This window comes from Actinomadura decatromicini, assembly GCF_008121305.1.
GTDB classification, from domain to species: domain Bacteria; phylum Actinomycetota; class Actinomycetes; order Streptosporangiales; family Streptosporangiaceae; genus Spirillospora; species Spirillospora syzygii.
On the sequence record NZ_VSRQ01000002.1, the window covers coordinates 25,618 to 46,272 of the forward strand.

Below are 20,655 nucleotides of genomic sequence, written 5' to 3' on the forward strand. Positions count from 1 at the left end.
CCGGCACCGCTGTTGGCCTCCGGTTTCCTTGCCGCTCAGGTGCGGGTACGCTTTGATCGCAAGAGGCCCCTTCGCGCGCTTGCTGCGACCGGGGCCTTCGTCGTGGGAAGGAAAGCGGCATGCCGGCCATCGTTCTTGTCGGAGCCCAATGGGGAGATGAGGGCAAGGGCAAGGCCACAGACCTGCTCGGCGGGGACGTCGACTACGTCGTCCGCTACCAGGGTGGCAACAACGCGGGCCACACCGTGGTCATCGGCGACAAGAGCTACGCGCTGCACCTGCTGCCCTCCGGGGTGCTGTCGCCGGAGGTCGTCCCGGTGATCGGCAACGGGGTGGTGATCGACCCGGCCGTGCTGCTCCAGGAGATCGACGGCCTGCGGGACCGCGGCGTCTCCTGCGAACGCCTGCTGATCTCGGCGAACGCGCATCTGATCATGCCGCACCACCGGGCCCTCGACAAGGTCACCGAGCGCTACCTCGGCAAGGCCAGGATCGGCACCACCGGACGCGGCATCGGCCCGACCTACGCCGACAAGATCAACCGGATGGGCATCCGCGTGCAGGACCTGTTCGACCCGAACATCCTCACCCAGAAGCTCGACCTGGCGCTGCGCGAGAAGAACCAGGTGCTCACCAAGGTCTACAACCGGCGCCGGATCGACACCGGGCCGATCGTCCAGGAGTACCTGGCGTACGGCGAGCGCCTCAAGCCGTTCGTCGCCGACACGACCCTCGTCCTGAACAAGGCGCTCGACGACGGCAAGGTGGTCCTGCTGGAGGGCGCGCAGGGCACGCTCCTCGACCTCGACCACGGCACCTACCCGTTCGTGACGTCGTCCAGCCCGACGGCCGGCGGCGCGTGCGCGGGCTCCGGCATCGGCCCCACCAAGATCAACCGCGTGATCGGCATCATCAAGGCGTACACGACCCGTGTCGGTTCCGGGCCGTTCCCGACCGAGCTGCTGGACGAGCAGGGCGAGTACCTGCGCACGACCGGCGGCGAGTACGGCGTCACCACCGGCCGCGACCGCCGCTGCGGCTGGTTCGACGCGGTCATCGCCCGCTACGCCACCCGCGTCAACGGCATCACCGACTACTTCCTGACGAAGCTGGACGTCCTGTCCGGGCTGGAGCAGGTCCCGGTGTGCGTCGCCTACGAGGTGGACGGCGTCCGCGTCGACGAACTGCCCACCACGCAGACCGAGTTCCACCACGCCAAGCCGATCCTCGAATACCTGGACGGCTGGCAGGAGGACATCACCGGCGCCAAGAAGTTCGAGGACCTCCCCGACAACGCGCAGGCGTACGTCCGCGCGCTGGAGGAGATGTCCGGCTGCCGCATCTCGGCGATCGGCGTCGGACCGGGCCGCGACCAGACGCTGTCGCTGCGGCCGCTCGTCTAGCCGCCGTGGTTCGGCGGGTCGAGGTCCACGGCCACCGGGGCGCGCGCGGGCTGCGCCCGGAGAACACGCTCCCCGGTTTCGTCCACGCACTGGAACTGGGCGTCGACGTCATCGAACTGGACGTCGGCCTCTCCTCAGACGGCGTAGTGGTCCTGAACCACGACCAGGCGCTCTCCCCGGTGAACCTGACCGACACAGAGCCCGCCGTACCGGACGACCCGGCCTTCCCCTACGTAGGCAAGCGAATCCGCGACCTGACCCTGGCGCAACTCCGCACGGTGGACGCGGGCGTCCGCCCAAACCCCCGGTTCACGCAGGTCCCCGTCCCAGGCACAAGAATCCCTACCCTGGCCGAGGCGTGCACCCTCCTAGCCCCAACCGAAGTACGCCTCTCCATAGAACTGAAGACCGACCCGACCTGGCCCGAGTCCGAGATCGAACGCCTCACGTCCGCCGTAACCGAGGTCCTGACCTCCCACGGCCTGGCAACCCGCTCCCGCCTCCTGGCCTTCGACTGGCGCGTCCTGACAACGGCAAGCCGCAACCACCCCGAGTTCGGCCGGGTAGCCCTCCTGGAACGCAAAACACTCGCGCCCGACACAACCTGGCTGGCGGGCCACTCCCCAACCGACCCGGTCTCCGCCGCCAAGGCGATAGGCGGGCACGCCCTCTCCCCCGAACACGCCCTGACGACCCCGGCCCTGGTGGACCAGTCCCACGCCGCCGCCCTCCAGCTCATCGTCTGGACGGTCAACACCCCCGAAGACATGACCCGCTTCATCAAATACGGCGTAGACGCAATAGTCACCGACTACCCCGACCGCCTGAACCACGTCCTGGCGGGCTAGGCCGCCTTCACAACCAGCCGTTGCGGCGGAAGCCTCGGTAGAGGGACATGCAGGCCATCGCGATGACGGCCAGGATCATGGGGTAGCCGTAGCGCCATTTCGTTTCGGGCATGAAGTCGAAGTTCATGCCGTAGATGCCCGCTATGGCGGTGGGGACCATGAAGATGGCGCCCCAGGCGGAGATCTTGCGCATGTCGCGGTTGTCGGCGACGGTCACCTGGGTCATGTGCGCCTGGAGGATGGGGTTGAGGAGCTCGTCGTAGGACTCGACCTGTTCGCGGACGCGGGTGAGGTGGTCCTCGACGTCGCGGAGGTACTCCTTGATCTCGGCGGGGACGAACCGGCGCCCGGACAGGTTGCGCAAGGGTCCGGCGAGCGGGCCCACGGCGCGCTTGAGCTGGATCACCTCGCGCTTGAGGCGGTAGATGCGGCGGGACTCGTCGGTGCGCTCGGGGGAGAAGACGGCCTCTTCGACCTCGTCGATGTCCTCCATGACGGCGTCGGCGACGCCGACGTAGCCGTCGACGACGCGGTCGGCGACGGCGTGCAGGACGGCGGCCGGGCCGAGCGCGAGCCGGGCCGGGTCCTTCTCCAGGTCGCGCCGGACGGAGCCGAGCTCCCCGTGCGCGCCGTGCCGGACGGTCACCACGAAGTCCGGCCCGCAGAAGATCATGATCTCGCCGGTCTCGACGACCTCGGCGCCGCCGGGCCCGCTGGAGACGTAGCCGACCGTCTTCATCACGACGAAGTGGACGTCGTCGTAGCGTTCGAGCTTCGGCCGCTGGTGGGCGTGGATCGCGTCCTCGACGGCGAGCGGGTGCAGGCCGAAGACCTCGGCGAGGTCGGCCAGCTCGGTCGCGGACGGCTCGTGCAGCCCGACCCAGACGAAGCCCGCGCTGTCACCGTCGGGGGTGAGGCGGCCGTCGCGGATGAGGCGGACGGCGTCGGCGACGGTGCCGGTGCAGGCCCGGTGGCCGTCGATGTAGGCGGCCCAGTCGATCACGGCGGTATCGCGGTCCGGGGCCTGGACGCCGGCGGGGCGGCGAGTCTTGAACAGCGCGCGTCCGGGGCGGACTCGTGTCATGGCCATGAGGTGCTCCTAACCCGCCGGCCACACGCGCGTAGCGCGCGCTCAACCCAGGCTGATCAGCGAAGGGAGCACGCGGAGGCGACGGCCGGACGCCAGATGGAGGCGGACGGAGGGACAGTCCTGCCCGGACTGTGAGGGTTCTCCGGCGAACTGCAAGGATCACCAGGACTCATCCCGACCACCTCCTTTCCCGGCCTCGACGGCAGGCGGTCAAGCCTGTGGAAGCTTACCAGCCGACCTTTAGGACGCCGTCCGCATCGGGAAGGTTCACCTGTCCCGAGTGTGACCGTCCCCTCATCCGGCGGATCGTCCGGCCGCGCGATGGTATGCCCGCACCGCCCTACGCTGCCCCGCCCTGCCCCGCACCGGGCCCGGCGCGCACTAAGCTCGCGTGACGTGCGAGTACTCGTCCTTGGATCGGGTGGCCGCGAGCACGCGCTCGCCCGCGCCCTGCACCGCGACCCTGCCGTCACCGCCGTCCACTGCGCGCCGGGCAACCCCGGCACGGCCGGGATCGCGGACAACCACGTCCTCGACCCGACCGATCCGACCGCCGTCACCGAGCTGGCCGGGCGGCTCCGCGCCGACCTCGTCGTCGTCGGCCCGGAGGTGGTCCTGATGGCGGGCGTGGGCGACGCGCTCCGCCGGGCGGGCATCCCGTGCTTCGGCCCGGACCGCGCCGCCGCCCGGATCGAGGGGTCCAAGGCGTTCGCGAAGGAGATCATGGCGGCGGCCCGGGTGCCGACCGCCGAGGCGCGGGTCTGCGAGACGTCCGCGCAGGTGGAGGAGGCCCTCGACACGTTCGGGCCGCCCTTCGTCGTCAAGGACGACGGCCTCGCCGCGGGCAAGGGCGTCGTCGTCACCGCCGACCGGGAGGCCGCCGCCGCGCACGCCGCCGCGTGCGGCCGCGTCGTGATCGAGGAGTTCCTGGACGGCCCCGAGGTCTCCCTGTTCGCGCTGTGCGACGGGCAGCACGCCGTCCCGCTGCTGCCCGCGCAGGACTTCAAGCGCGCCTACGACGGCGACGAGGGCCCCAACACGGGCGGCATGGGCGCGTACACGCCGCTGCCCTGGGCGCCGGACGGGCTCGTCGACGAGATCATGGCGACGGTCGTCCAGCCCGCCGTGGACGAGCTGCGCCGCCGCGAGACGCCGTACGTGGGCGTCCTGTACGCGGGGCTGGCGCTGACGTCGGCGGGCATCCGCGTCGTGGAGTTCAACGCGCGCTTCGGCGACCCGGAGACGCAGGTCGTCCTCGACCGGCTGGCCACCCCGCTCGGGACGCTCCTCCAGTCCTGCGCGATCGGCGGCCTCGACCCGGCGTTCCGGCCGGAATGGCGCCCCGGCGCGGCCGTGACGGTGGTCGTGGCAGCCGAGGGGTACCCGGACGCGCCGGTGAAGGGCGACGAGATCACCGGGCTGGCCGAGGCCGCCAAGGTCGAGGGCGCGTACGTCCTGCACGCGGGCACGAAGACGGACGCAGACGGACGCCTCCTCGCGAACGGCGGCCGCGTCCTGAACGTGGTCGGAACCGGCGACGACCTCGCGGCGGCCCGCGCCGCCGCCTACGCCGCCGTCGCCGAGATCGGCCTCCGCGCCTCCCACCACCGCACCGACATCGCCCTCCAGGCCGCCACCGGCTGAGCGCGCCGCGCCCAGGCCACCTGGTTTCCGGGGACGACGCCGTACCTGGGACAATGGCCGGGTGATCGAGCGCTACACACTCCCGGAGATGGGGCGCGTCTGGAGTGACGCGCACAAGTACGAGCTTTGGTGCAAGGTCGAGACCCTGGTGGTCGAGGCCCACGCCGAGGCCGGGACGATCCCGCCGGAGGTGGTGGAGCCGGTCCGGAACGCGCCGCCGCCGACGCCGGAGGCGGTGCACGCGATCGAGGCGGTCACGCAGCACGACGTGATCGCCTTCCTGTCGGCGTGGGCGGACAACACCGAGCCCCGCGAGGCGGCCCGGTACGTCCACTTCGGGATGACGTCGTCCGACCTGCTGGACACGGCGCTCGCGCTCCAGCTCGTCGAGGCCACCGACATCCTGCTCGGCAAGGCCGACGCGCTCGTCGCGACCCTCCGCGACCACGCGCTCGCGCACCGGGCGACGCTGCGGGTCGGGCGGACGCACGGCATCCACGGCGAGCCGGACGTCTGGGGCCACCGCGTCGCCGACTTCGCGTTCGCGCTGGCCAGGTCGCGGGACCGGCTGCGCCGCGCCCGCGCGTCGGTCGGCGTGATGGCGATCTCCGGCGCGGTCGGGACGTACTCCAACATCGACCCGGCGGTCGAACTGCACGTCGCCCGCAAGCTGGGCTTGGAGGCGGCCGACGTGTCGACGCAGGTCGTCATGCGGGACGGCATCAGCGAATGGGTCTCCGCCCTCGCGATCATGGCGACGGTGTGCGAGGCGATCGCGCTGGAGGTGCGGCACGGGCAGCGCACCGAGGTCCGCGAGCTGTGGGAGCCGTTCGGGAAGGGCCAGAAGGGCTCGTCCGCGATGCCGCACAAGAAGAACCCGATCATCTCCGAGCGGCTCGCCGGGATGGCGCGGATCGTGCGGGCGCAGATCGTCCCGGTGCTGGAGGGCATCCCGCTCTGGCACGAGCGCGACATCTCGCACTCGTCGACGGAGCGGATCGCGCTGCCGGACGCGTCCATCGCGCTCGACTACATGCTGAACCTGACGAACCGCCTGATGTCCGGCCTCGTCGTGGACGAGGCGCGCATGAAGGCCAACCTGGAGTCGACCGGCGGCCTCATCTACACCTCCACCGTCCTGCTCGAACTGGTCGAGGCCGGGATGTCGCGGGACGACGAGGCGTACCCGCTCGTCCAGAAGGCCGCCATGGAGACGTGGGAGACCGGCACGCCCTTCCGGGAGACGCTGCGCGGGCACGCCGCCGCGGCGGGCCTGAAGCTGGACGAGGGCCGCCTGGACGAGGTGTGCCGCCCCGAGCGCTTCGTCGAACGCCTCGGCCCGATGTTCGACCGCCTCGCCTCCCTCCAGTAACCCAGCGGAACCCGACAGGAGGGGCCTTGACGGCGACACCGACGGCGACACCGACGGCGACACTGACCGAGCTGAACGCCTATCCGCTGAAAAGCGGTCATGGGACGGCACTGCGCAGTGCCGAGCTGACCGCGACCGGTCTGCCGTTCGATCGTGAGTTCATGCTCGTCACTCCGGAAGGCCGCTTTCTGTCGCAGCGGGAACTGGCGGAGATGGCGTTGCTGCGGCCGTCCTTTGACGGCGAGATTCTCACCGTGAACGGTCGGGACGCCGAGAGGCTCGCGCCCAAGGCCCTCTCGCACAAAGCCGTCGACGACGGGGAAGTGCTGGACGTCCTCGTCCACCGCACGGAATGCCGGGGGATCGACCAGGGCGACGAGGCGGCGGCGTGGTTCTCGTCCTTTCTCGACCGGGAGTGCCGACTGGTGCGGTTCACCGGCCACCGGCCGACGTCCCGGGGCGGCGGCGTGGTGAAGTTCGCCGACAGCCATCCATTGCTGGTCATTTCCGCCGAGTCCCTCGCCGACCTGAACGAGCGCCTCGCCGGACGGGTCGACGAGCCGCTGCCGATGAACCGCTTCCGGCCGAGCCTCGTGATCGAGGGCCTCGGCCCCTACGCCGAGGACGACGTCCGGCTCCTGCGCGTCGGCGCGACCGTGATCGAGGTGGTCAAGGCGTGCGCCCGCTGCGTGATCACCACCACCGACCAGGAGACCGGCGAGCGGGGCCGGGAGCCGCTGCGGACGCTCGCGTCCTACCGCACCCGCGACCGCGGCATCAGGTTCGGTGTGAACGCCGTCCCGCGCACCCTCGGCCCCCTCGCCGTGGGCGATCCGGTCGAGGTGCTGGAGGCCCGTTCCGGCTGATCACCCGTGGTGCTCGGTTTGATCTCCGCGGTTCGGGCGAAGCTTCGCGAGCGGGGGGCCCACCGAACTTTCCGCGTCCGGTGGGCATCACAAGGGGCAGAGTGACACCCGAGTAGGCGGGCCGCACGCGACACTCGCGGCCCGGTGGTTTACTGGGGTCGCGTTGGCGCAGAGGGGGACACCGTTCGGCGCGCTCGGCCCTCGTGCTCCCACTTGCAGGCACTATCCCCACCGAGAAGGAGTAAAGCGGCATGAGCATGGGCCACGAGGTTCGCTACCGCGTGCGCGGCGGCAGTCAGCTGCACGGCACCGTATTCGTGCAGGGGGCGAAGAACGCCGTCCTGCCGATGATCGGCGCCTCGCTGATGGCCTCCAAGGGGCGCACCGTGCTGCGCAACGTCCCGATCATCGAGGACGTCCGGCGCGCGGTCGAACTCGCCCGGGCCGTGGGAGCGAAGGCCGAACTGCACGAGACCGAGCGCACCCTGGTGATCGACGCCTCGTCGCTGAGCAGCCCGGTGCTGCCCGCCGACATCGCGTCCCGGTTCCGCGGCTCGTTCCTGTTCGTCCCGGCCCTGCTGCACCGCCTCGGCGAGGCGGTCATCGAGGGCGTCGGCGGCTGCAACCTCGGCAGCCGCAACCTCGACTTCCACTACAACGGCTTCAAGCGGATGGGCGCCACGGTCACCGAGCAGGTGGCCGACAACGGCGACGGCATCATCCACATCAAGGCCGGCGACCTGCGCGGCGGGACGCTCTACTGCGACACCCCCTCGCACACCGGCACCGAGAACCTGATCATGGCGGCGGCGCTGGCCCGCGGCACCACGCTGATCAAGAACGCGGCGCTGGAGCCGGAGGTGCTCGACAACATCGCGATCCTCCAGGCGATGGGCGCCAAGATCAGCGGGGGCGGCACCGGGTTCGTCACCGTCGAGGGCGTGGGCGAGCTGACCGCCGTCGAGCACACCGTGATGCCCGACCGGATCGACGCGGGCGTCTTCGTGATGGCCGCCGCGATCACCGGCGGCGACCTCAACCTCGTCGGCGCCTCGCTGGAGCACCTCGGCGTCGCCGCCGACAAGCTGGAGCAGATGGGCGTCGAGTTCCACCAGCAGGGCGCGGTCCTCCAGGTCCGCCGCGACCGGACGCTCCGCCCGATCAACGTGATCACCGACGAGTACCCGGGGTTCGCCACCGACCTCCAGTCGCCGCTCATGGCGCTGTCCTGCTTCGCGGAGGGCCCGTCCTACATCTACGAGCGGATCTTCGACGGCCGGTTCAAGCTGGCCGACGAGCTCGCGAAGATGGGCGCCGACATCGAGGTGGACGGCAACCGCGCCAAGGTCAACGGCCCGCGCGGGCTGCGCGGCGCGGAGGTGGAGGCGCACGACCTGCGCTGCGGCAGCGCGCTCGTGCTGGCCGGGCTCGCCGCCGAGGGCGAGACGACGATCACGTCCGCCTACTACCTCGACCGCGGGCACGCGCACACCGCCGAGCGGCTGTCGCAGCTCGGCGCGGACATCGTCCGCGAGGTCGGCTAGCCCCCTGGGCGGGCCGCCCCTCCGGCGGCCCGCCGCACCCCGCCGCGATCCGCCCGCGCCCCGTGTCCCGCACCCTGCCGTGCCCCGTCCTGTAGCACGGCGGCCCGCCCGGCCGCACCCGGCCCGCCGTGTCCCGCCGCATCGGCAAAGTGACCAGGTGGTCGCGTCAGGTACGGCCCGGACCGGCGGATTCGGCCGAATGTGGCCCCTCCTGACCAACTCACGAGTAGCTTCTGACCGGCGCAGTAACGCGCGCCCGCCAATCGGTTCAGCAATGTGTCACCGCGCGATTACGCACCGCACGAATTCCAACCCCGGATGACGCCCTCCGCGAACCGGTGAGCTGGGAAGAAACGTGTGGAACGGTCCGCTTCGGACGGACCGTAACGCGGTAAGAAATCACCTCCCGCGCCGACCCCCGCCGGGCCACCGGATCACTCGTCTTTCCGGACCCAACGGCAGCGGTCCGGAATGATTTCGGCCCCCGGTAAACCGAACCCGCATGCCAGGGGTCTCCACTGTGGACAACAGTGTCGGTAGAGCCCTTCCAGGGTGTTTTCGGGTCTTGTTTTTCAACTTCGGACGTCCGAAGATGCAGGATCAAGGCTGGCCGAATGGTGACAAATTACTGACTAGGGGGTCCCGTAGGTTACTTTTTCGCCGCACTCTTGATTCGATTTCGCGTCTGGGCGTCACACCATGCCGCCCCGGCCGGGGCGGATCGCACGGAACTGCGGTGCTGGGTCAGAAGGCAGGGGCTACGAGCCATGAGTCAACCGATGGGCGGAGCGTGCGCGAACGCGTGGTCGGGGCCGGACCCCCGCCGAGAGGACGGACCGGAAGCGAGCGATCATCGATGACGGCCGCACGAACGGGGTCGGTCACCCCCGACCTCACGATCGGCGTCGTGGGCCCCCATGACCTGGTCGAAAGGGTCATGCTGATGGGCCACGGCCCCACGCCGGTACCTAGCCGGCTGGTGGCCGCCGCATACCGAGACGAACAGGAGGCCGCCGACAAGGTCGTGCGGCTCGGGTCCGGCGTGGACGTGTGCCTCTTCGCCAGTCCCGTCCCCTACGACTTCGCGCGGAAGGCGGGCGTGCTCACCATGCCCGCGACGTACGTCCCCCTGAACGGGGCCGCGCTGCAAGGCGCATTACTGCGCGCGTCCCTCGACGACCGCTTCGACCCCGCCCGGGTGAGCATCGACGTGCTCGGCCGCGCCGAGGTCGAGGAGGCGTACTCCGAGATCAGCCTCGGCACCGAGCAGGTCCACCTGCGCGAGGAGGCCGCGGGCCCCGGCACGCTCGCCGCCTTCCACGAGCGGCTGTGGCGGCGCGGGGCGACCACCGTCGCGATGACCTGCGTGCACGCCACCGCCGAGCGGATGGAGATGGCGGGCGTCCCGACCATCAGGGTCCGCCCGACCGGCGCGGCCATCCGCAGCTCCCTGCAGACGGCGGCGCTGCTCGGCGCGCACCACCGGCTGGAGGAGTCGCAGCTCGTCGTCGTCCTCGTGGACGTCCCGACGCTGCGCGAGACGCCCCGCCGCGTCACCCCGCGCTACTGGCGGGACGAGCTGAAGCTCGCGCTGCACCGCGTCCTGCTCCAGGAGGCGCACCGGATGAACGCGTCGGTGTGGCCGCTGGACGACCACAGCTACCTGGTGATCGCGACGCGCGGTTCCGTGACCGCGTCCACCGAGGGCTTCCGGACGCCGCCGTTCGTCGAGCGCGTCCGCGAGGAGCTCGGCCTCGCCATCGAGGTCGGCATCGGCATGGGGCGCACCGCGCACGAGGCGGAGAACCACGCCCGCGCCGCGCTCGCCCGCTCGCAGAGCTCCCAGCGGGCCCAGGGCTTCGCGCTCGACCGCGACGGCCGGGCCCTCGTCCCGGCGCCGCGCACCCCTCCGCGCGCGCAGCCGCAGGCGAAACCCAAGGGCCTGGAGATCCTCGCCAGGCTCGCCGACAAACTGGGCGACCAGGACCAACCCCTCATCGTGGACGCGGAGAACGCGGGCAAGATGCTCGGCGTCACCCCGCGCACCGCGCGCCGCCTCCTGCGCACCCTCGTCGAGGAGGGTCTCGCCTGGCCGCTCCCCCCGAACCGCACGCCGCAGCCGGGCCGTCCCCGCCAGCTCTACCGCCTGATCGTCGAGAAGCTCGGCCCCGCCGCCAAGACCAGTTGAGCCCCCGCCCCCGAGCCGCCGCGCCCGGGGGCCGGGCGCGGCTCAGTTGCGGTGCGGGAACGCCTTCGCCACTTCCAGGAACGCGTCGTTCTCCTCGGGGGAGCCGATCGAGACCCGGGCGCCCTCGCCCGGGAACGGGCGGACGCTCACGCCCTGCGCGTCGCACGCCTCGGAGAACTCCATCGTCCGGACGCCGAGGCGCAGCCAGACGAAGTTCGCCTCGGTCGGCGGGACGGTCCAGCCGTCGGCGATCAGGGTGTCGCGGACGCGGTCGCGCTCCTTGACCGTCCCCTCGACGCGCTCCAGCAGCTCGTCGGTCGCGGCGAGGGACGCGATGCCCGCCGCCTGCGCCACCGAGTTCACGCTGAACGGCAGGAACGTCTTGCGGATCGCCCCGGCGACGAGGGGGTGCGCGACCAGGAAGCCGATCCGCAGGCCCGCGAGGCCGTACGCCTTGGAGAACGTGCGCAGGATCGCGAGGTTCGGGTGGTCGGCGCACAGGGTGAGGCCGTCGGGGACGTCGTCGTCGCGGACGTACTCGCGGTACGCCTCGTCCAGCACGACCAGGCAGTCCTCGGGGACGCGGTTCAGGAACGCCTCGATCTCGGCGCGCCCGACGACCGTGCCGGTCGGGTTGTTCGGGTTGCAGATGAAGATCAGCCGGGTCCGGTCGCTGATCGCGCCCGCCATCGCGGACAGGTCGTGCGTCTCGGCCCGCAGCGGCACCTGGACGGCCGTCGCGCCCGACAGCGACACGAGCAGCGGGTACGCCTCGAACGACCGCCACGCGTAGACGACCTCCGCGCCCGGCTCGGCGACCGCCTCCAGGAGCATCTGCGTCATGCCGACGGAGCCGCAGCCCACCGCCACGTGGTCGGCCGGCACGCCGCAGAACGACGCGATGGCCTCGGTCAGCGCCGTCGCGTTGTTGTCGGGGTACCGGTTGACGTTCCGCGCCGCCTCGCCGATGGCGTCCACGACCGACGGCAGGGGGCCGTGCGGCGACTCGTTGGACGACAGCTTGAACGAGCGGCCCTCGGGCGACACCACGACCTTCCCGGGCTTGTAAGCCACGAACCGGTCGAGGACGGAGCGGAAGCGCGGAGTGGTTGCCTCGGACACCGTTGTCCTCCAGATTGCCTCAGGGGTTGATGATCCAAGCCTATGCAGCGTTACGCATCATCCAGCAAACCGCCACAATGCGGACGAACTCCCAGTCGTGGGTGTCCTCCGGCCACCAGCCCCGCTTGACGGCGTCCTCCGCGAAGCCCCGCAGGTAGCCCATCAGCTCGTCCGGGCCGGGCGGCGCGCCCGGCCCGCCGAGCTCCGCGCGGAGCCCGGCCACGTGCTGGTCGACGGCCGCGGCCAGCCCCGGGGACCCGGCCATCTCGGCGAGTCCGGCCTCGCCGATGTCCCGGACGAGCAGGCTGAGCGCTTCGGGCGAGTCACCGTTCATAGGCAGCGAAACTAGCAACCGTCCCGTCGTGCCCGCGACGTCCCCCCAGGTCACGGAAGCGGCCTGGAAACGGGCTGAACGCCGTCTGAAAGCCGTCTGGAGGCGGTCAGGACGCGCGGGGCCGCAGCATCGGCGGGCGGAGCTGCTCGGCGTCCCCGCGCCGGTAGAGGCGGGCCGGGCGGCCGCCGTCGCGGGTCGTGGTCCGGTCGGTCGGGATGAGGAAGCGGTCGGCGCCGGTGACCTTGCGGTGGAAGTTCCGGGGGTCGAGGCTCGTCCCCCAGACGATCTCGTACACGCGGCGCAGCTCGGCGACGGTGAACTCGGGCGGGCAGAACGCGGCGGCCAGCGACGTGTACTCCAGCTTCGCGCGGGCCCGCTCCATCCCGTCGCAGAGGATGCGGCGGTGGTCGAACGCGGCCCGGTCGCGGTGGACGAGCTCGTCGACGGCCGTCCACAGCACCTGCGCGCGGCTGGACGCGGGCAGGTCGGGGGCGAGGCCGAGGTAGGCGACGCTCACGACGCGCTGCCTGGGGTCGCGGTCGGGATACCCGTAGGTGGCGAGCTGCTCCAGGTGGATGCGGACGTCCGCGAGCCCGGCCCGCTCCGCCATCAGCCGGGACGCGGCGGCGGGCAGGTCCTCGTCGAGCTGGATGAACCCGCCCGGCAGCGACCACGCCCCGAGGTAGGGCTCCCGGTCGCGCCGCCACCGCAGCGCGCACAGGCGCTGCTCCCGCACGGTCAGCACGACGAGGTCGACGGAAACGGCGAGGCGCGGGACGGACATGAACGAAGTCTATGGGGGAGGGGGGCTCCGGAACCCCGTACCGGCACGGGCTCCGGGGCACTCGACGCCCGGCGGCGCGAAGGCCCGGCCGCGCGGAGCGGGCGGCCGGGCCTTGTGGCTCGTCGGGGCCTCGCGGTCCGTCGGGGCCTTGTGGGTCGTCGGGGTCGGTGTGGGTCTTCGGGGTCGGTGCGGTTCGGCGGGGTCAGTCGCCGTCCTTGGGCGACTCCCCCTGGATCGGCGCGGGGACGACCGGGGTCGCGCCGTTCTTCGCGTTGCCGTTCTGGATGTTCATGTTGCCGAGGAGCTGGCGGGCCAGCCCGAGGCCGGTGCCGCCGAGGGTGAGCGCCTTGGCGAGCATGTCCTCGACGCCCTGCGCGCCGTTGAGCACGACCATGTTGTCGACGTTGCCGAACACCCCGGCCCCGGCCTCGACGATCTGCGGCCACTGCTCGGCGAGCTGCTGCGCGATGACGGCGTCGGTGTTCTCCGCCAGCGCCTCCGCGCGGGCCTTGATCGCCTCCGCCTCGGCGAGGCCCTTCTGCCGGGTCGCGTCGGCCTGCGCCTCACCGAGCAGCCGGGTCGCCTCCGCCTCGCGGCTCGCCCGGAGCTGGATCTCGGCAGCCGCGGCCTGGGCCTGCGCGATACGCTCCTCGCGCTCGGCCTCGGCCAGCTTGACCTGCTCGTACGCGCGCGCGTCCGCGGGCTTGCGGACCTCGCTCTCCAGCCGCTTCTCGGTCCGCTCGGCCTCCAACTCGGCGTTGCGGGTCTCCTTGAGGATGACCTCCTGGCGGGCCTGCTGCGCGGCCTGCTGCACCTGGCCCTGGTACTCGGCCTTCTTGATCTCGGTGTCGCGGATGTTGGCGGCGTTCTCCCGCATGGCCTCCTGCTCGCGCTGGGTGGCCTCCTGGTCGCGCTCGGCCTCCGCGATCCGGGCCTCGGACGCGACGCGCGCGGCGTGCGGACGGCCGAGGTTCGTGATGTACCCGGTCTCGTCGTCGATCTCCTGGATCTGCAGCGAGTCGACGACCAGGCCGAGCTTGCTCATCTCGTCGGCCGCCGAGCCGCGGGTCTCGGACGTGAGGCGCTCGCGGTTGAGGATCAGGTCCTCGACGGTGAGGTTTCCGATGATCGAGCGGAGGTGGCCGGTGAACAGCTCGTGGATCGCGCCGTCCATGGACTTCTGCTGCTCAAGGAAGCGGCGGGCCGCGTTGGCGATCGACACGAAGTCGTCGCCCACCTTGTAGATCACGACGCCGCGGACCTTCACCGGGATGCCCTGCTGCGTCACGCAGTGCACTTCGAGGTTCGCGGCCCGGCTGTCGAGCCGCAGCCGCCGGGACGTCTGGAACCCCGGCAGCACGGACGTGCCCTTACCCGTGATGATCTTGAACCCGAGGCTGTCGACGCCGTCGATCGGCTTGGACTTGGCGCCGAGCCCGGAGATGATCAGGGCCTCGTTCGGTTCGGCGACCCGCCAGACCATCTTGAACAAGATGATCAAAATGATGAGCGCGGCGACGACGGCGATCGCCAGCACGACGACGGGCATAGCGGCGTCCTCTCTTCGGTTGTGGGCGGCGGGCCCCCAGGTCAGGCACGGCCGCGTTTCCCAGTAGACGCACTGGACGATCGTTCGGTTCGCCTTTGCCGCGGCCGATACCGGCACATTCCGCGCCCAACGGCGGAGTGCGTTACGGGTGGGGCCGGTGCTGCCGAACGAGCCCCACCGACCGCAGGCCGAGAGCGCTACCGGCCGAGAGCGCTACTGGCCGAAGGCGGGTGCCACGTAGACCGTGCGCGGCGGGTGGTACTCGACCACCACGATGATCACTCCGACCCCGATCTCGTCGCGCGGGTCGACGGGGTGGGCGTAGAACGCCTCGACCCCGCCGCGGACCGGGATCATCACCTCCCCGACCAGACCGGGACCGATCCTGCCGGTGACCCGGCCCTCCTTACCGATCAAGGGGATCTCCTCGCTGGTCCGCCGCCGGGCGGAGCCCGCTCTCCGCGCCGTACAAGGCGAACGGTATCCGGAAGAGCGCGCCGCCCGCACCGCGCCCGGTCCCCGCCCGCGCCCCGCCCGCGCCCGGTTCCCGCCCGGGGCCGTCCCGCGCTAGGAGAGGATGCGGCGGGCCTGGGCGAGGGACGCGCGGGCGAGGTTCTCGGCGTCGGCGCGGGTCGCGGACGGCCCGAACAGGGTGATCGTCCCGATGTAGTCGCGGTCGCGGAAGACGACGTACCAGGTGCGGGCGCGGCCGGCGCCCGCGGCGGTGGCGACGCCGACCGTCCGGGAGCCCGCGCCGATGTCGCCGCGCGGCGACTCGACGACGCGGTGCTCGGCCCAGTGCGCGCCGACCTTGGTGCGGAACCGCAGGCAGCCCGCCGGGACGCGGGCGTTGACCTGCTTCTCGGCGTCCGCCGCGGACATGCCGATCAGCGTCTCGGTGACCGTCTGGCCCTGCCGCGCGAACGTGACGAGCGCGGCGGGCGCGTCGGCGGGGACGTCGGAGCCGGGCCGGCCCGTCCCGCAGCGGGGCTTGTCCAGCACGGCCTCCCGCTGGACGCGCGCCGAGTTCTGGATCGCGGCGAGCGTCCCGTACTCGCCGGAGTCGGGCTCGCCCGCGCGGCGGTGCCCGGGGACCTCGGTGAGCAGCGCCTGGCCGAGCTGCGCGGAGGTGAAGCCGGCGGCCGCGACCTCGGCGGGCGCGGTGCCGCGCACCGGCTGGGCGCGTTCCGCGCCCGCGCCGCACGCGGTGACCGCGGCGGCCGTCGACACCAGCATGATCGGGAGGAGCCTGTGCGCCATGGCCGCGACACTAGGCGCAGCGGGCGCGCGAGGGCGCGGACGACACGCCTTCCGGACGAACCCGACGTCCGAATCGTCCCAGAAACGGCCGCCGGTGATCAGCCCTGCTCGGCGCGGCCGTTGTACTCGGCCGCGTACTCCTGGCCGGACATCTTCTGGATCGTCTCGACGATCTCGTCGGTGATCGCGCGGCGGGCCTTGGCGGGCGGCAGGTCGCGGTAGTGCGAGAAGTCCATCGGCGGGCCGATCCGGACGGTCGGCCGCGGCCCGAACACGCGCGGCAGCGACGCCCCGATCGGCTGGATCTTCTCGGTGCCCTCCAGCGCGACGGGCAGCACCCGCGCGCCGGACTCCAGGACGAGCCAGCCCACCCCGGTGCGGCCGCGGTAGAGGCGCCCGTCCGGGGAGCGGGTGCCCTCGGGGTAGATCGCGAACGCGCCCGCGTTCTCCAGCACCTCGGCGGCCTGCTCCAGCGCGCCCATCGCGGCGCGGCGGGCGCCGCGCCGGACCGGGACGTGCCCGAGGTTCGTCAGGAACCAGCGGACGAACCCCTTCTTCAGCCCGCCGCCCTCGAAGTAGGCGGCCTTGGCGATGTAGGTGACCGGTCGCGGGACGGCGAGCGGGATGATGAAGCTGTCGATGAACGACAGGTGGTTGCTCGCCACGATGAGCGGCCCGTAGTTCGGCACGTGCTCGCCGCCCACGACCCGCGGGCGGAAAAGCAGCCACAGGATCGGACGCACCACGCGCGTCATGAACGTGTAGAACACCCAGCCTCCCGATTTCGCCACCGCCACTGTAACGTCTGCGTCGGTCGCGTCCCCGGCAGCGCCCGCTTTACCCGCGCGGGACGGGTCGAAATGGCCGCGCCGCAGGTCACCGCGGCTGCCCGGCGCCTTATCCAGCGGCCCTTACTAAACAGTAAGTTTCCCTTCAGTACGTTTTTGCCCCGTTTCTCGGATGTCCCGGGACGGGTCCGGACGCTCCGCCGGTTCCGTCGGGTAGGGTCGGCAACGTGGTGTCCGGCCGGAGTTACCGGTGCGTGTCACGGCCTCGGCCGCCGCGGGGCGACCTGGCCCGTTTCCCTAGAAGAGCTTGGATTGCGCGCACCGGTGCGCAATCCTGAGGAGTCACCTGAGTTGGCCGGGTACCACCGGAGTGGGGCGTGAGGTGACCATGGATTTCGACGTCAACCTGATGCGCGACGACCGCTGCACCCTCGTCCGGGTGAAGGGCGACATCGACGTGGTGTCCCGGGCGCGGTTCGAGGAAGCGCTGTTCGAGGTCGTCGAGTCGGGCGAGCCCCTGGTCGTCGACATGCGCGAGGTCACGTTCTGCGACTCGACCGGGCTGAACGCGATCGTCGCCGCGAACCGGCGGGCCGGGGAGCGCGGCACCGCCGTCCACCTGGTGGCGCTGCCGCCGCGGGTGCAGCGCGTGTTCCGCATCACCGGGATCGACAAGTTCATCCCGATCTACGACACGCTCCGCGAGGCGCTCGGCGCGCTCCCGTCCACCACCCGGTAGGGCTCACGTGCAGCCCTCGAACTGGGGGACGCTCGTGTTCAGCTTGAGGCCCGACCCGCCGAACCACTTGTTCAGCAGGCGCTGCGCGGTGCCGTCCTGGTACATGGCGGTGATCGCGCGGTTGACGACCTCGCAGCCCTTCAGGTCGCCCTTCCTGAGGCCGACGCCGTACTTCTCGTCGGTGAACGGGGCGTTGATCATCCGTCCGGAGCGGCCCGCCGCGAACCCGGCGAGGATCAGGTCGTCGGTCGAGACGGCGTCCAGGCGGCCCGCGGCGAGGGCGTCCATGCAGGCGCCGTAGGTGTTCACGGTGACGGGCTTCGCGGCGACCTTGCGCTCCTCGATGACGCGGCGCCAGGAGTTGGAGCCGGTCACCTCGCAGATCCGCTTGTCCTTCAGGTCGCGGACGTTCTTGATCGACGGGGCGTCGGCGCGGACGAACGTGTCCTGGTGCGCGACGTAGTACGGGCCTCCGAAGGTGATCATCATCTTGCGCTTGGCGGTGATCGAGTAGGTCGCGACGACCAGGTCGACGGTCCCGTCGGTGAGGGCCTTCTCGCGGACGGACGAGTTCGTCGTCCGGAACGTGATCCGGCTCGCCGGGACGCCGAGCCGCGCCGCGATGTAGGTGGCGACGTCGACGTCGAAGCCCTCGTAGGTCCCGTCCCGGCGCTTCACGCCGAGCGCGGGCTGGTCGGCCTTGACGCCGATGACCAGGGACTTCTTGTCGGCGACGCTCCCCTCCTCGGAGCCGCCGAGGCCGCAGGCCGCCAGCGCGGCGAGCGCCGCGGCGACGGCCAGCGACGCGGCGGCCGCGCGGAACGCTCGTCGATCGGCACGCATGTCTCGTCTCCCCTCAGCGGAACTCGGCCAGCCGGCGCCGGACGCCGAGGAAGATCAGCAGGGCCAGCGCCGCGGCGCTCGCGGCGGGGACGGCGTTCCAGCCGCGCAGCCCGCCGTCCGCGTCCGCGATCGCGGTGTCGAAGGCGTCCTGGTGGACGGCGGTCAGCGAGCTGAGCGCCGTGTCGTAGGCGGCGAAGTCGCGGATCGCGCCGGACGTGCGGCCCATCCGCCAGTCGACGGCCCCGCTCCGGTTCCCGGCCGAGGCGAGCCTCCGCATCTGCGCGTCGTTGCGCTGGACGTTCCGGTAGGCGTCCAGCGTCTTCTGCAGCGCGTCGGCCTCGCGCCCGTGCCCGACCGCGCGGGCCTCGTCGCCGAGGAAGCCGAGGAACGGGACGCTCCCCCGCCCCGCCCTGTACGAGCCGAGCCGCTGGTCGAGGCCGGCGGAGTAGTTCTCCAGGTTCACGGGCCTGTCGCCGATGTCGGGGTAGATCACCGACAGGGACTTGTCGAGGTAGGTCTGCTCGTAGGTGTCGGCGCGCCCGGGGTCGAGGAGGTAGCGGCTCTCGTCGGCGAACGCGCTGTGGCTGATCGCGCGGGCCCGGGAGAGCTGGAGGATGGAGTCGAAGCCGTCCTCCTTGGCCTTCCTGATGTGCCCGGCCTGCGCGGTCAGCAGCCCCGCGCCGACCGCGGTGAGGGCGAGCGCGCCGAGCGTCGCGAGGACCAGCGCCGGGCTGAGGACGCGGCGGAACGTCCGCGCGAGGTAGAGCTGCGTCGCGACGAGCAGCAGCAGGACGATCAGCCCCGTCACGGCGACCCAGGTGCGCCCGGACAGCACCGCCGAGCGCTTCGTCTCGTACGCCTGCCGGACGTGGGCGCCGCTGTCCAGCGTGATGTTGTACGCCTTCGGCAGGAGCTGGAGCTTCATCAGGTCGGTCGCGTCGCGGTAGGCGTTCACGACGTCCGGCGGCGCCTCGCCCGGCGGGTGCCCGGACTGGTCGTTCAGCTTCATCGCCGCGCCGACGAGCCGCTCGTAGCGGCCGAGGCCGTCCAGCACCTCCTGGACGGTGCGGCGCAGCGCCGGGTCGCGTCCGGCGAGCTGCGCGGCCTGCACCGCCGCCGCGTCGGCCTCCGCGCGGCGCCGCTCGTACACCCGCAGCGACTCGGCGTAGCCGATGCCGAGGTTGTGGTCGCGTCCGATCAGCAGGATGTTGGCGACCTGCGCGTCCATGTCGCTGAGCGCGAAGTACAGGGTGCCGGTCGCGACGACCTGCGGGCCCGCGTCGTGGCCGATCGTCTGGACGGAGTCGCGGGCGTTCCCGATCGCCATGGTCAGCACGGCGAGCAGCGCGACGATCGCGATCAGGCACAGCGCGACGTGGGTGCCGATGCGGCCGGGGATCGTGCGGAGCCAGCGGCCGCGGACGAACGTCGTCAGCCGTCCGGCGCGGCGCGGGGCGCGCTCGGCGGGCGGCCGGGACGGGGGCTCGGGGTCGGGCGGCGGCGCCGGGGGACGCGCCGCGGGCTGGCCCTGTCTGACCGGCGAGCCCTGGGAGGGAGTCAGCGTCATGGCGGGCCTTCCTGCAAGAACAGCGTGATGGTCGTCCAGGCCCCCACGTGGACGCGGTCGCCGTCGGACACCGGGACCGGCACGTTCACGCCGATCGGGTCCGCCGCGTCGTTGAGCGTCGTGCCGTTCGTCGAACCGGGGTCGACCAGGCGCCACGTGCCGTCCGGCTGGGCGAGCAGGACGGCGTGCAGGTGCGAGACGCCGGGGTCCTCGGGGGGCGCGCTCAGGTCGATCTCCGGGAGGAGCGCGCGGGACGTGCTGCGCCGCCCGATCCGGACCTGGTCGCCGATCAGCGGGACGCGCCGCTCCGGGCAGTACGGCGGGAACGCCAGCCCCGCCGCGTCCGGGCCCATCTGCGCGACGACCCGGTCGAAGTAGGCGCGGTCGGCGGCGATCAGCGCGGCCGGGCCGGGACCCGCCGGGGACGGCGGGCCGGGCGGGCGGGCCTCCGCGGCCGAGCGCGGCCGGACGGCCCGCGCCGCCGCCAGCTGGACGGTGTGCAGCGCGCCCTTCTCGAAGTCGTAGCCGTCGGCCTCGCAGAAGCGTCCCGAGCGCGGGGCGCCGCAGTGCGGGCAGGCGGGCGCGGGCGCGGGGGCAGGCGCGGGCGCGGGGTCGGCGAAACGGGCGCGTGGCGCGCCGTCCATGAGGTCGCCGCACACGTCGCAGTAGTCGTCGGCGTCGGACGTGTGCCCGCTCGGGCAGACCGGCATGGTC

Annotated in this window: 19 protein-coding genes; 8 read left to right on the plus strand and 11 right to left on the minus strand. The window is 72.0% G+C overall.

The genetic code is table 11. From position 1 onward, the window contains the following. Positions 1-119 precede the first annotated feature (119 nt). Positions 120-1,403 (plus strand): adenylosuccinate synthase, encoded by a 1,284-nt coding sequence (locus tag FXF68_RS07695; RefSeq protein ID WP_148758278.1) that lies wholly within the window; start codon positions 120-122, stop codon positions 1,401-1,403. 5 nt (positions 1,404-1,408) lie between these two features. Further along, the gene (locus tag FXF68_RS07700) at positions 1,409-2,251 is read left to right on the plus strand and encodes a glycerophosphodiester phosphodiesterase family protein (RefSeq protein WP_148758279.1); all 843 of its coding nucleotides are present in this window, start codon (positions 1,409-1,411) and stop codon (positions 2,249-2,251) included. A gap of 7 nt (positions 2,252-2,258) precedes the next feature. Here the strand turns inward: FXF68_RS07700 and FXF68_RS07705 are convergent, their stop codons facing one another. Continuing rightward, a complete protein-coding gene (locus FXF68_RS07705) occupies positions 2,259-3,341 on the minus strand; it encodes a magnesium and cobalt transport protein CorA (protein ID WP_148758280.1) in 1,083 nt (360 codons plus the stop codon). A 396-nt stretch (positions 3,342-3,737) separates the two neighbouring features. Between FXF68_RS07705 and purD the strand changes: the two genes are divergently transcribed. The 5 genes from purD to FXF68_RS07730 all read left to right on the plus strand — a co-directional run bounded on the left by purD (position 3,738) and on the right by FXF68_RS07730 (position 10,955). Next, positions 3,738-4,985, plus strand: a complete 1,248-nt coding sequence (gene purD, locus FXF68_RS07710; RefSeq protein ID WP_148758281.1) for a phosphoribosylamine--glycine ligase — start codon at positions 3,738-3,740, stop codon at positions 4,983-4,985. Positions 4,986-5,046: 61 nt separating this feature from the next. Next, complete coding sequence (gene purB / locus FXF68_RS07715) at positions 5,047-6,357, plus strand: adenylosuccinate lyase (RefSeq protein WP_148758282.1); 1,311 nt, start codon at positions 5,047-5,049, stop codon at positions 6,355-6,357. Positions 6,358-6,383: 26 nt separating this feature from the next. Beyond that, positions 6,384-7,223 (plus strand): MOSC domain-containing protein, encoded by an 840-nt coding sequence (locus FXF68_RS07720; protein ID WP_148758283.1) that lies wholly within the window; start codon positions 6,384-6,386, stop codon positions 7,221-7,223. Positions 7,224-7,480: 257 nt separating this feature from the next. Then, positions 7,481-8,767 (plus strand): UDP-N-acetylglucosamine 1-carboxyvinyltransferase, encoded by a 1,287-nt coding sequence (murA, locus tag FXF68_RS07725; protein WP_148759300.1) that lies wholly within the window; start codon positions 7,481-7,483, stop codon positions 8,765-8,767. 856 nt (positions 8,768-9,623) lie between these two features. Further along, positions 9,624-10,955, plus strand: a complete 1,332-nt coding sequence (locus tag FXF68_RS07730) for a transcriptional regulator (protein ID WP_083981496.1) — start codon at positions 9,624-9,626, stop codon at positions 10,953-10,955. Positions 10,956-10,997: 42 nt separating this feature from the next. Here the strand turns inward: FXF68_RS07730 and hisC are convergent, their stop codons facing one another. From hisC to FXF68_RS07765, 7 genes are all read right to left on the minus strand, one after another. Then, the gene (gene hisC, locus FXF68_RS07735; RefSeq protein ID WP_148758284.1) at positions 10,998-12,077 is read right to left on the minus strand and encodes a histidinol-phosphate transaminase; all 1,080 of its coding nucleotides are present in this window, start codon (positions 12,075-12,077) and stop codon (positions 10,998-11,000) included. Positions 12,078-12,117: 40 nt separating this feature from the next. Next, positions 12,118-12,411 (minus strand): DUF6401 family natural product biosynthesis protein, encoded by a 294-nt coding sequence (locus tag FXF68_RS07740; RefSeq protein ID WP_148758285.1) that lies wholly within the window; start codon positions 12,409-12,411, stop codon positions 12,118-12,120. A 106-nt stretch (positions 12,412-12,517) separates the two neighbouring features. Beyond that, a complete protein-coding gene (locus FXF68_RS07745; RefSeq protein WP_148758286.1) occupies positions 12,518-13,195 on the minus strand; it encodes an NUDIX hydrolase in 678 nt (225 codons plus the stop codon). Between the two features lie 202 nt (positions 13,196-13,397). Next, positions 13,398-14,744, minus strand: a complete 1,347-nt coding sequence (locus FXF68_RS07750) for a flotillin family protein (RefSeq protein ID WP_148758287.1) — start codon at positions 14,742-14,744, stop codon at positions 13,398-13,400. A 213-nt stretch (positions 14,745-14,957) separates the two neighbouring features. Next, positions 14,958-15,161, minus strand: coding sequence for a hypothetical protein (locus tag FXF68_RS07755; RefSeq protein WP_148758288.1), 204 nt, complete (start codon positions 15,159-15,161; stop codon positions 14,958-14,960). A 150-nt stretch (positions 15,162-15,311) separates the two neighbouring features. Beyond that, a complete protein-coding gene (locus FXF68_RS07760) occupies positions 15,312-16,004 on the minus strand; it encodes a hypothetical protein (RefSeq protein ID WP_148758289.1) in 693 nt (230 codons plus the stop codon). 98 nt (positions 16,005-16,102) lie between these two features. Then, positions 16,103-16,774: a lysophospholipid acyltransferase family protein gene (locus FXF68_RS07765; protein ID WP_148759301.1), complete on the minus strand. Its 672-nt coding sequence runs from the start codon at positions 16,772-16,774 to the stop codon at positions 16,103-16,105. 406 nt (positions 16,775-17,180) lie between these two features. Between FXF68_RS07765 and FXF68_RS07770 the strand changes: the two genes are divergently transcribed. Next, the gene (locus FXF68_RS07770; protein WP_067902215.1) at positions 17,181-17,531 is read left to right on the plus strand and encodes an STAS domain-containing protein; all 351 of its coding nucleotides are present in this window, start codon (positions 17,181-17,183) and stop codon (positions 17,529-17,531) included. Positions 17,532-17,534: 3 nt separating this feature from the next. Here FXF68_RS07770 and FXF68_RS07775 read toward each other — a convergent pair whose 3' ends face one another. Genes FXF68_RS07775 through FXF68_RS07785 form a run of 3 tightly spaced genes read right to left on the minus strand, consistent with a single transcriptional unit; the run spans position 17,535 to position 20,651 of the window. Continuing rightward, positions 17,535-18,374 carry a glutamate ABC transporter substrate-binding protein gene (locus FXF68_RS07775; protein WP_148758290.1) on the minus strand — a complete coding sequence of 280 codons (840 nt, stop codon included), beginning with the start codon at positions 18,372-18,374 and terminating at the stop codon, positions 17,535-17,537. Between the two features lie 13 nt (positions 18,375-18,387). Then, positions 18,388-19,941 (minus strand): hypothetical protein, encoded by a 1,554-nt coding sequence (locus FXF68_RS07780; RefSeq protein WP_246178481.1) that lies wholly within the window; start codon positions 19,939-19,941, stop codon positions 18,388-18,390. After that, entirely contained in the window at positions 19,938-20,651 is a 714-nt protein-coding gene (locus FXF68_RS07785; RefSeq protein WP_148758291.1) for an FHA domain-containing protein, read from the minus strand. The genes FXF68_RS07780 and FXF68_RS07785 overlap by 4 nt, the downstream gene beginning before the upstream one ends. Positions 20,652-20,655: the final 4 nt, after the last annotated feature.

What these genes read in the sequence shown, in the direction of transcription:
- FXF68_RS07695 (WP_148758278.1), top strand. Translation starts at nt 120, where the DNA reads ATGCCGGCCATCGTTCTTGTCGGAGCCCAATGGGGAGATGAGGGCAAG.
- FXF68_RS07705 (WP_148758280.1), bottom strand. Translation starts at nt 3,341, where the DNA reads ATGGCCATGACACGAGTCCGCCCCGGACGCGCGCTGTTCAAGACTCGC.
- murA (WP_148759300.1), top strand. Translation starts at nt 7,481, where the DNA reads ATGGGCCACGAGGTTCGCTACCGCGTGCGCGGCGGCAGTCAGCTGCAC.
- FXF68_RS07730 (WP_083981496.1), top strand. Translation starts at nt 9,624, where the DNA reads ATGACGGCCGCACGAACGGGGTCGGTCACCCCCGACCTCACGATCGGC.
- FXF68_RS07740 (WP_148758285.1), bottom strand. Translation starts at nt 12,411, where the DNA reads ATGAACGGTGACTCGCCCGAAGCGCTCAGCCTGCTCGTCCGGGACATC.
- FXF68_RS07745 (WP_148758286.1), bottom strand. Translation starts at nt 13,195, where the DNA reads ATGTCCGTCCCGCGCCTCGCCGTTTCCGTCGACCTCGTCGTGCTGACC.
- FXF68_RS07750 (WP_148758287.1), bottom strand. Translation starts at nt 14,744, where the DNA reads ATGCCCGTCGTCGTGCTGGCGATCGCCGTCGTCGCCGCGCTCATCATT.
- FXF68_RS07760 (WP_148758289.1), bottom strand. Translation starts at nt 16,004, where the DNA reads ATGGCGCACAGGCTCCTCCCGATCATGCTGGTGTCGACGGCCGCCGCG.
- FXF68_RS07770 (WP_067902215.1), top strand. Translation starts at nt 17,181, where the DNA reads ATGGATTTCGACGTCAACCTGATGCGCGACGACCGCTGCACCCTCGTC.
- FXF68_RS07775 (WP_148758290.1), bottom strand. Translation starts at nt 18,374, where the DNA reads ATGCGTGCCGATCGACGAGCGTTCCGCGCGGCCGCCGCGTCGCTGGCC.
- FXF68_RS07780 (WP_246178481.1), bottom strand. Translation starts at nt 19,941, where the DNA reads ATGACGCTGACTCCCTCCCAGGGCTCGCCGGTCAGACAGGGCCAGCCC.
- FXF68_RS07785 (WP_148758291.1), bottom strand. Translation starts at nt 20,651, where the DNA reads ATGCCGGTCTGCCCGAGCGGGCACACGTCCGACGCCGACGACTACTGC.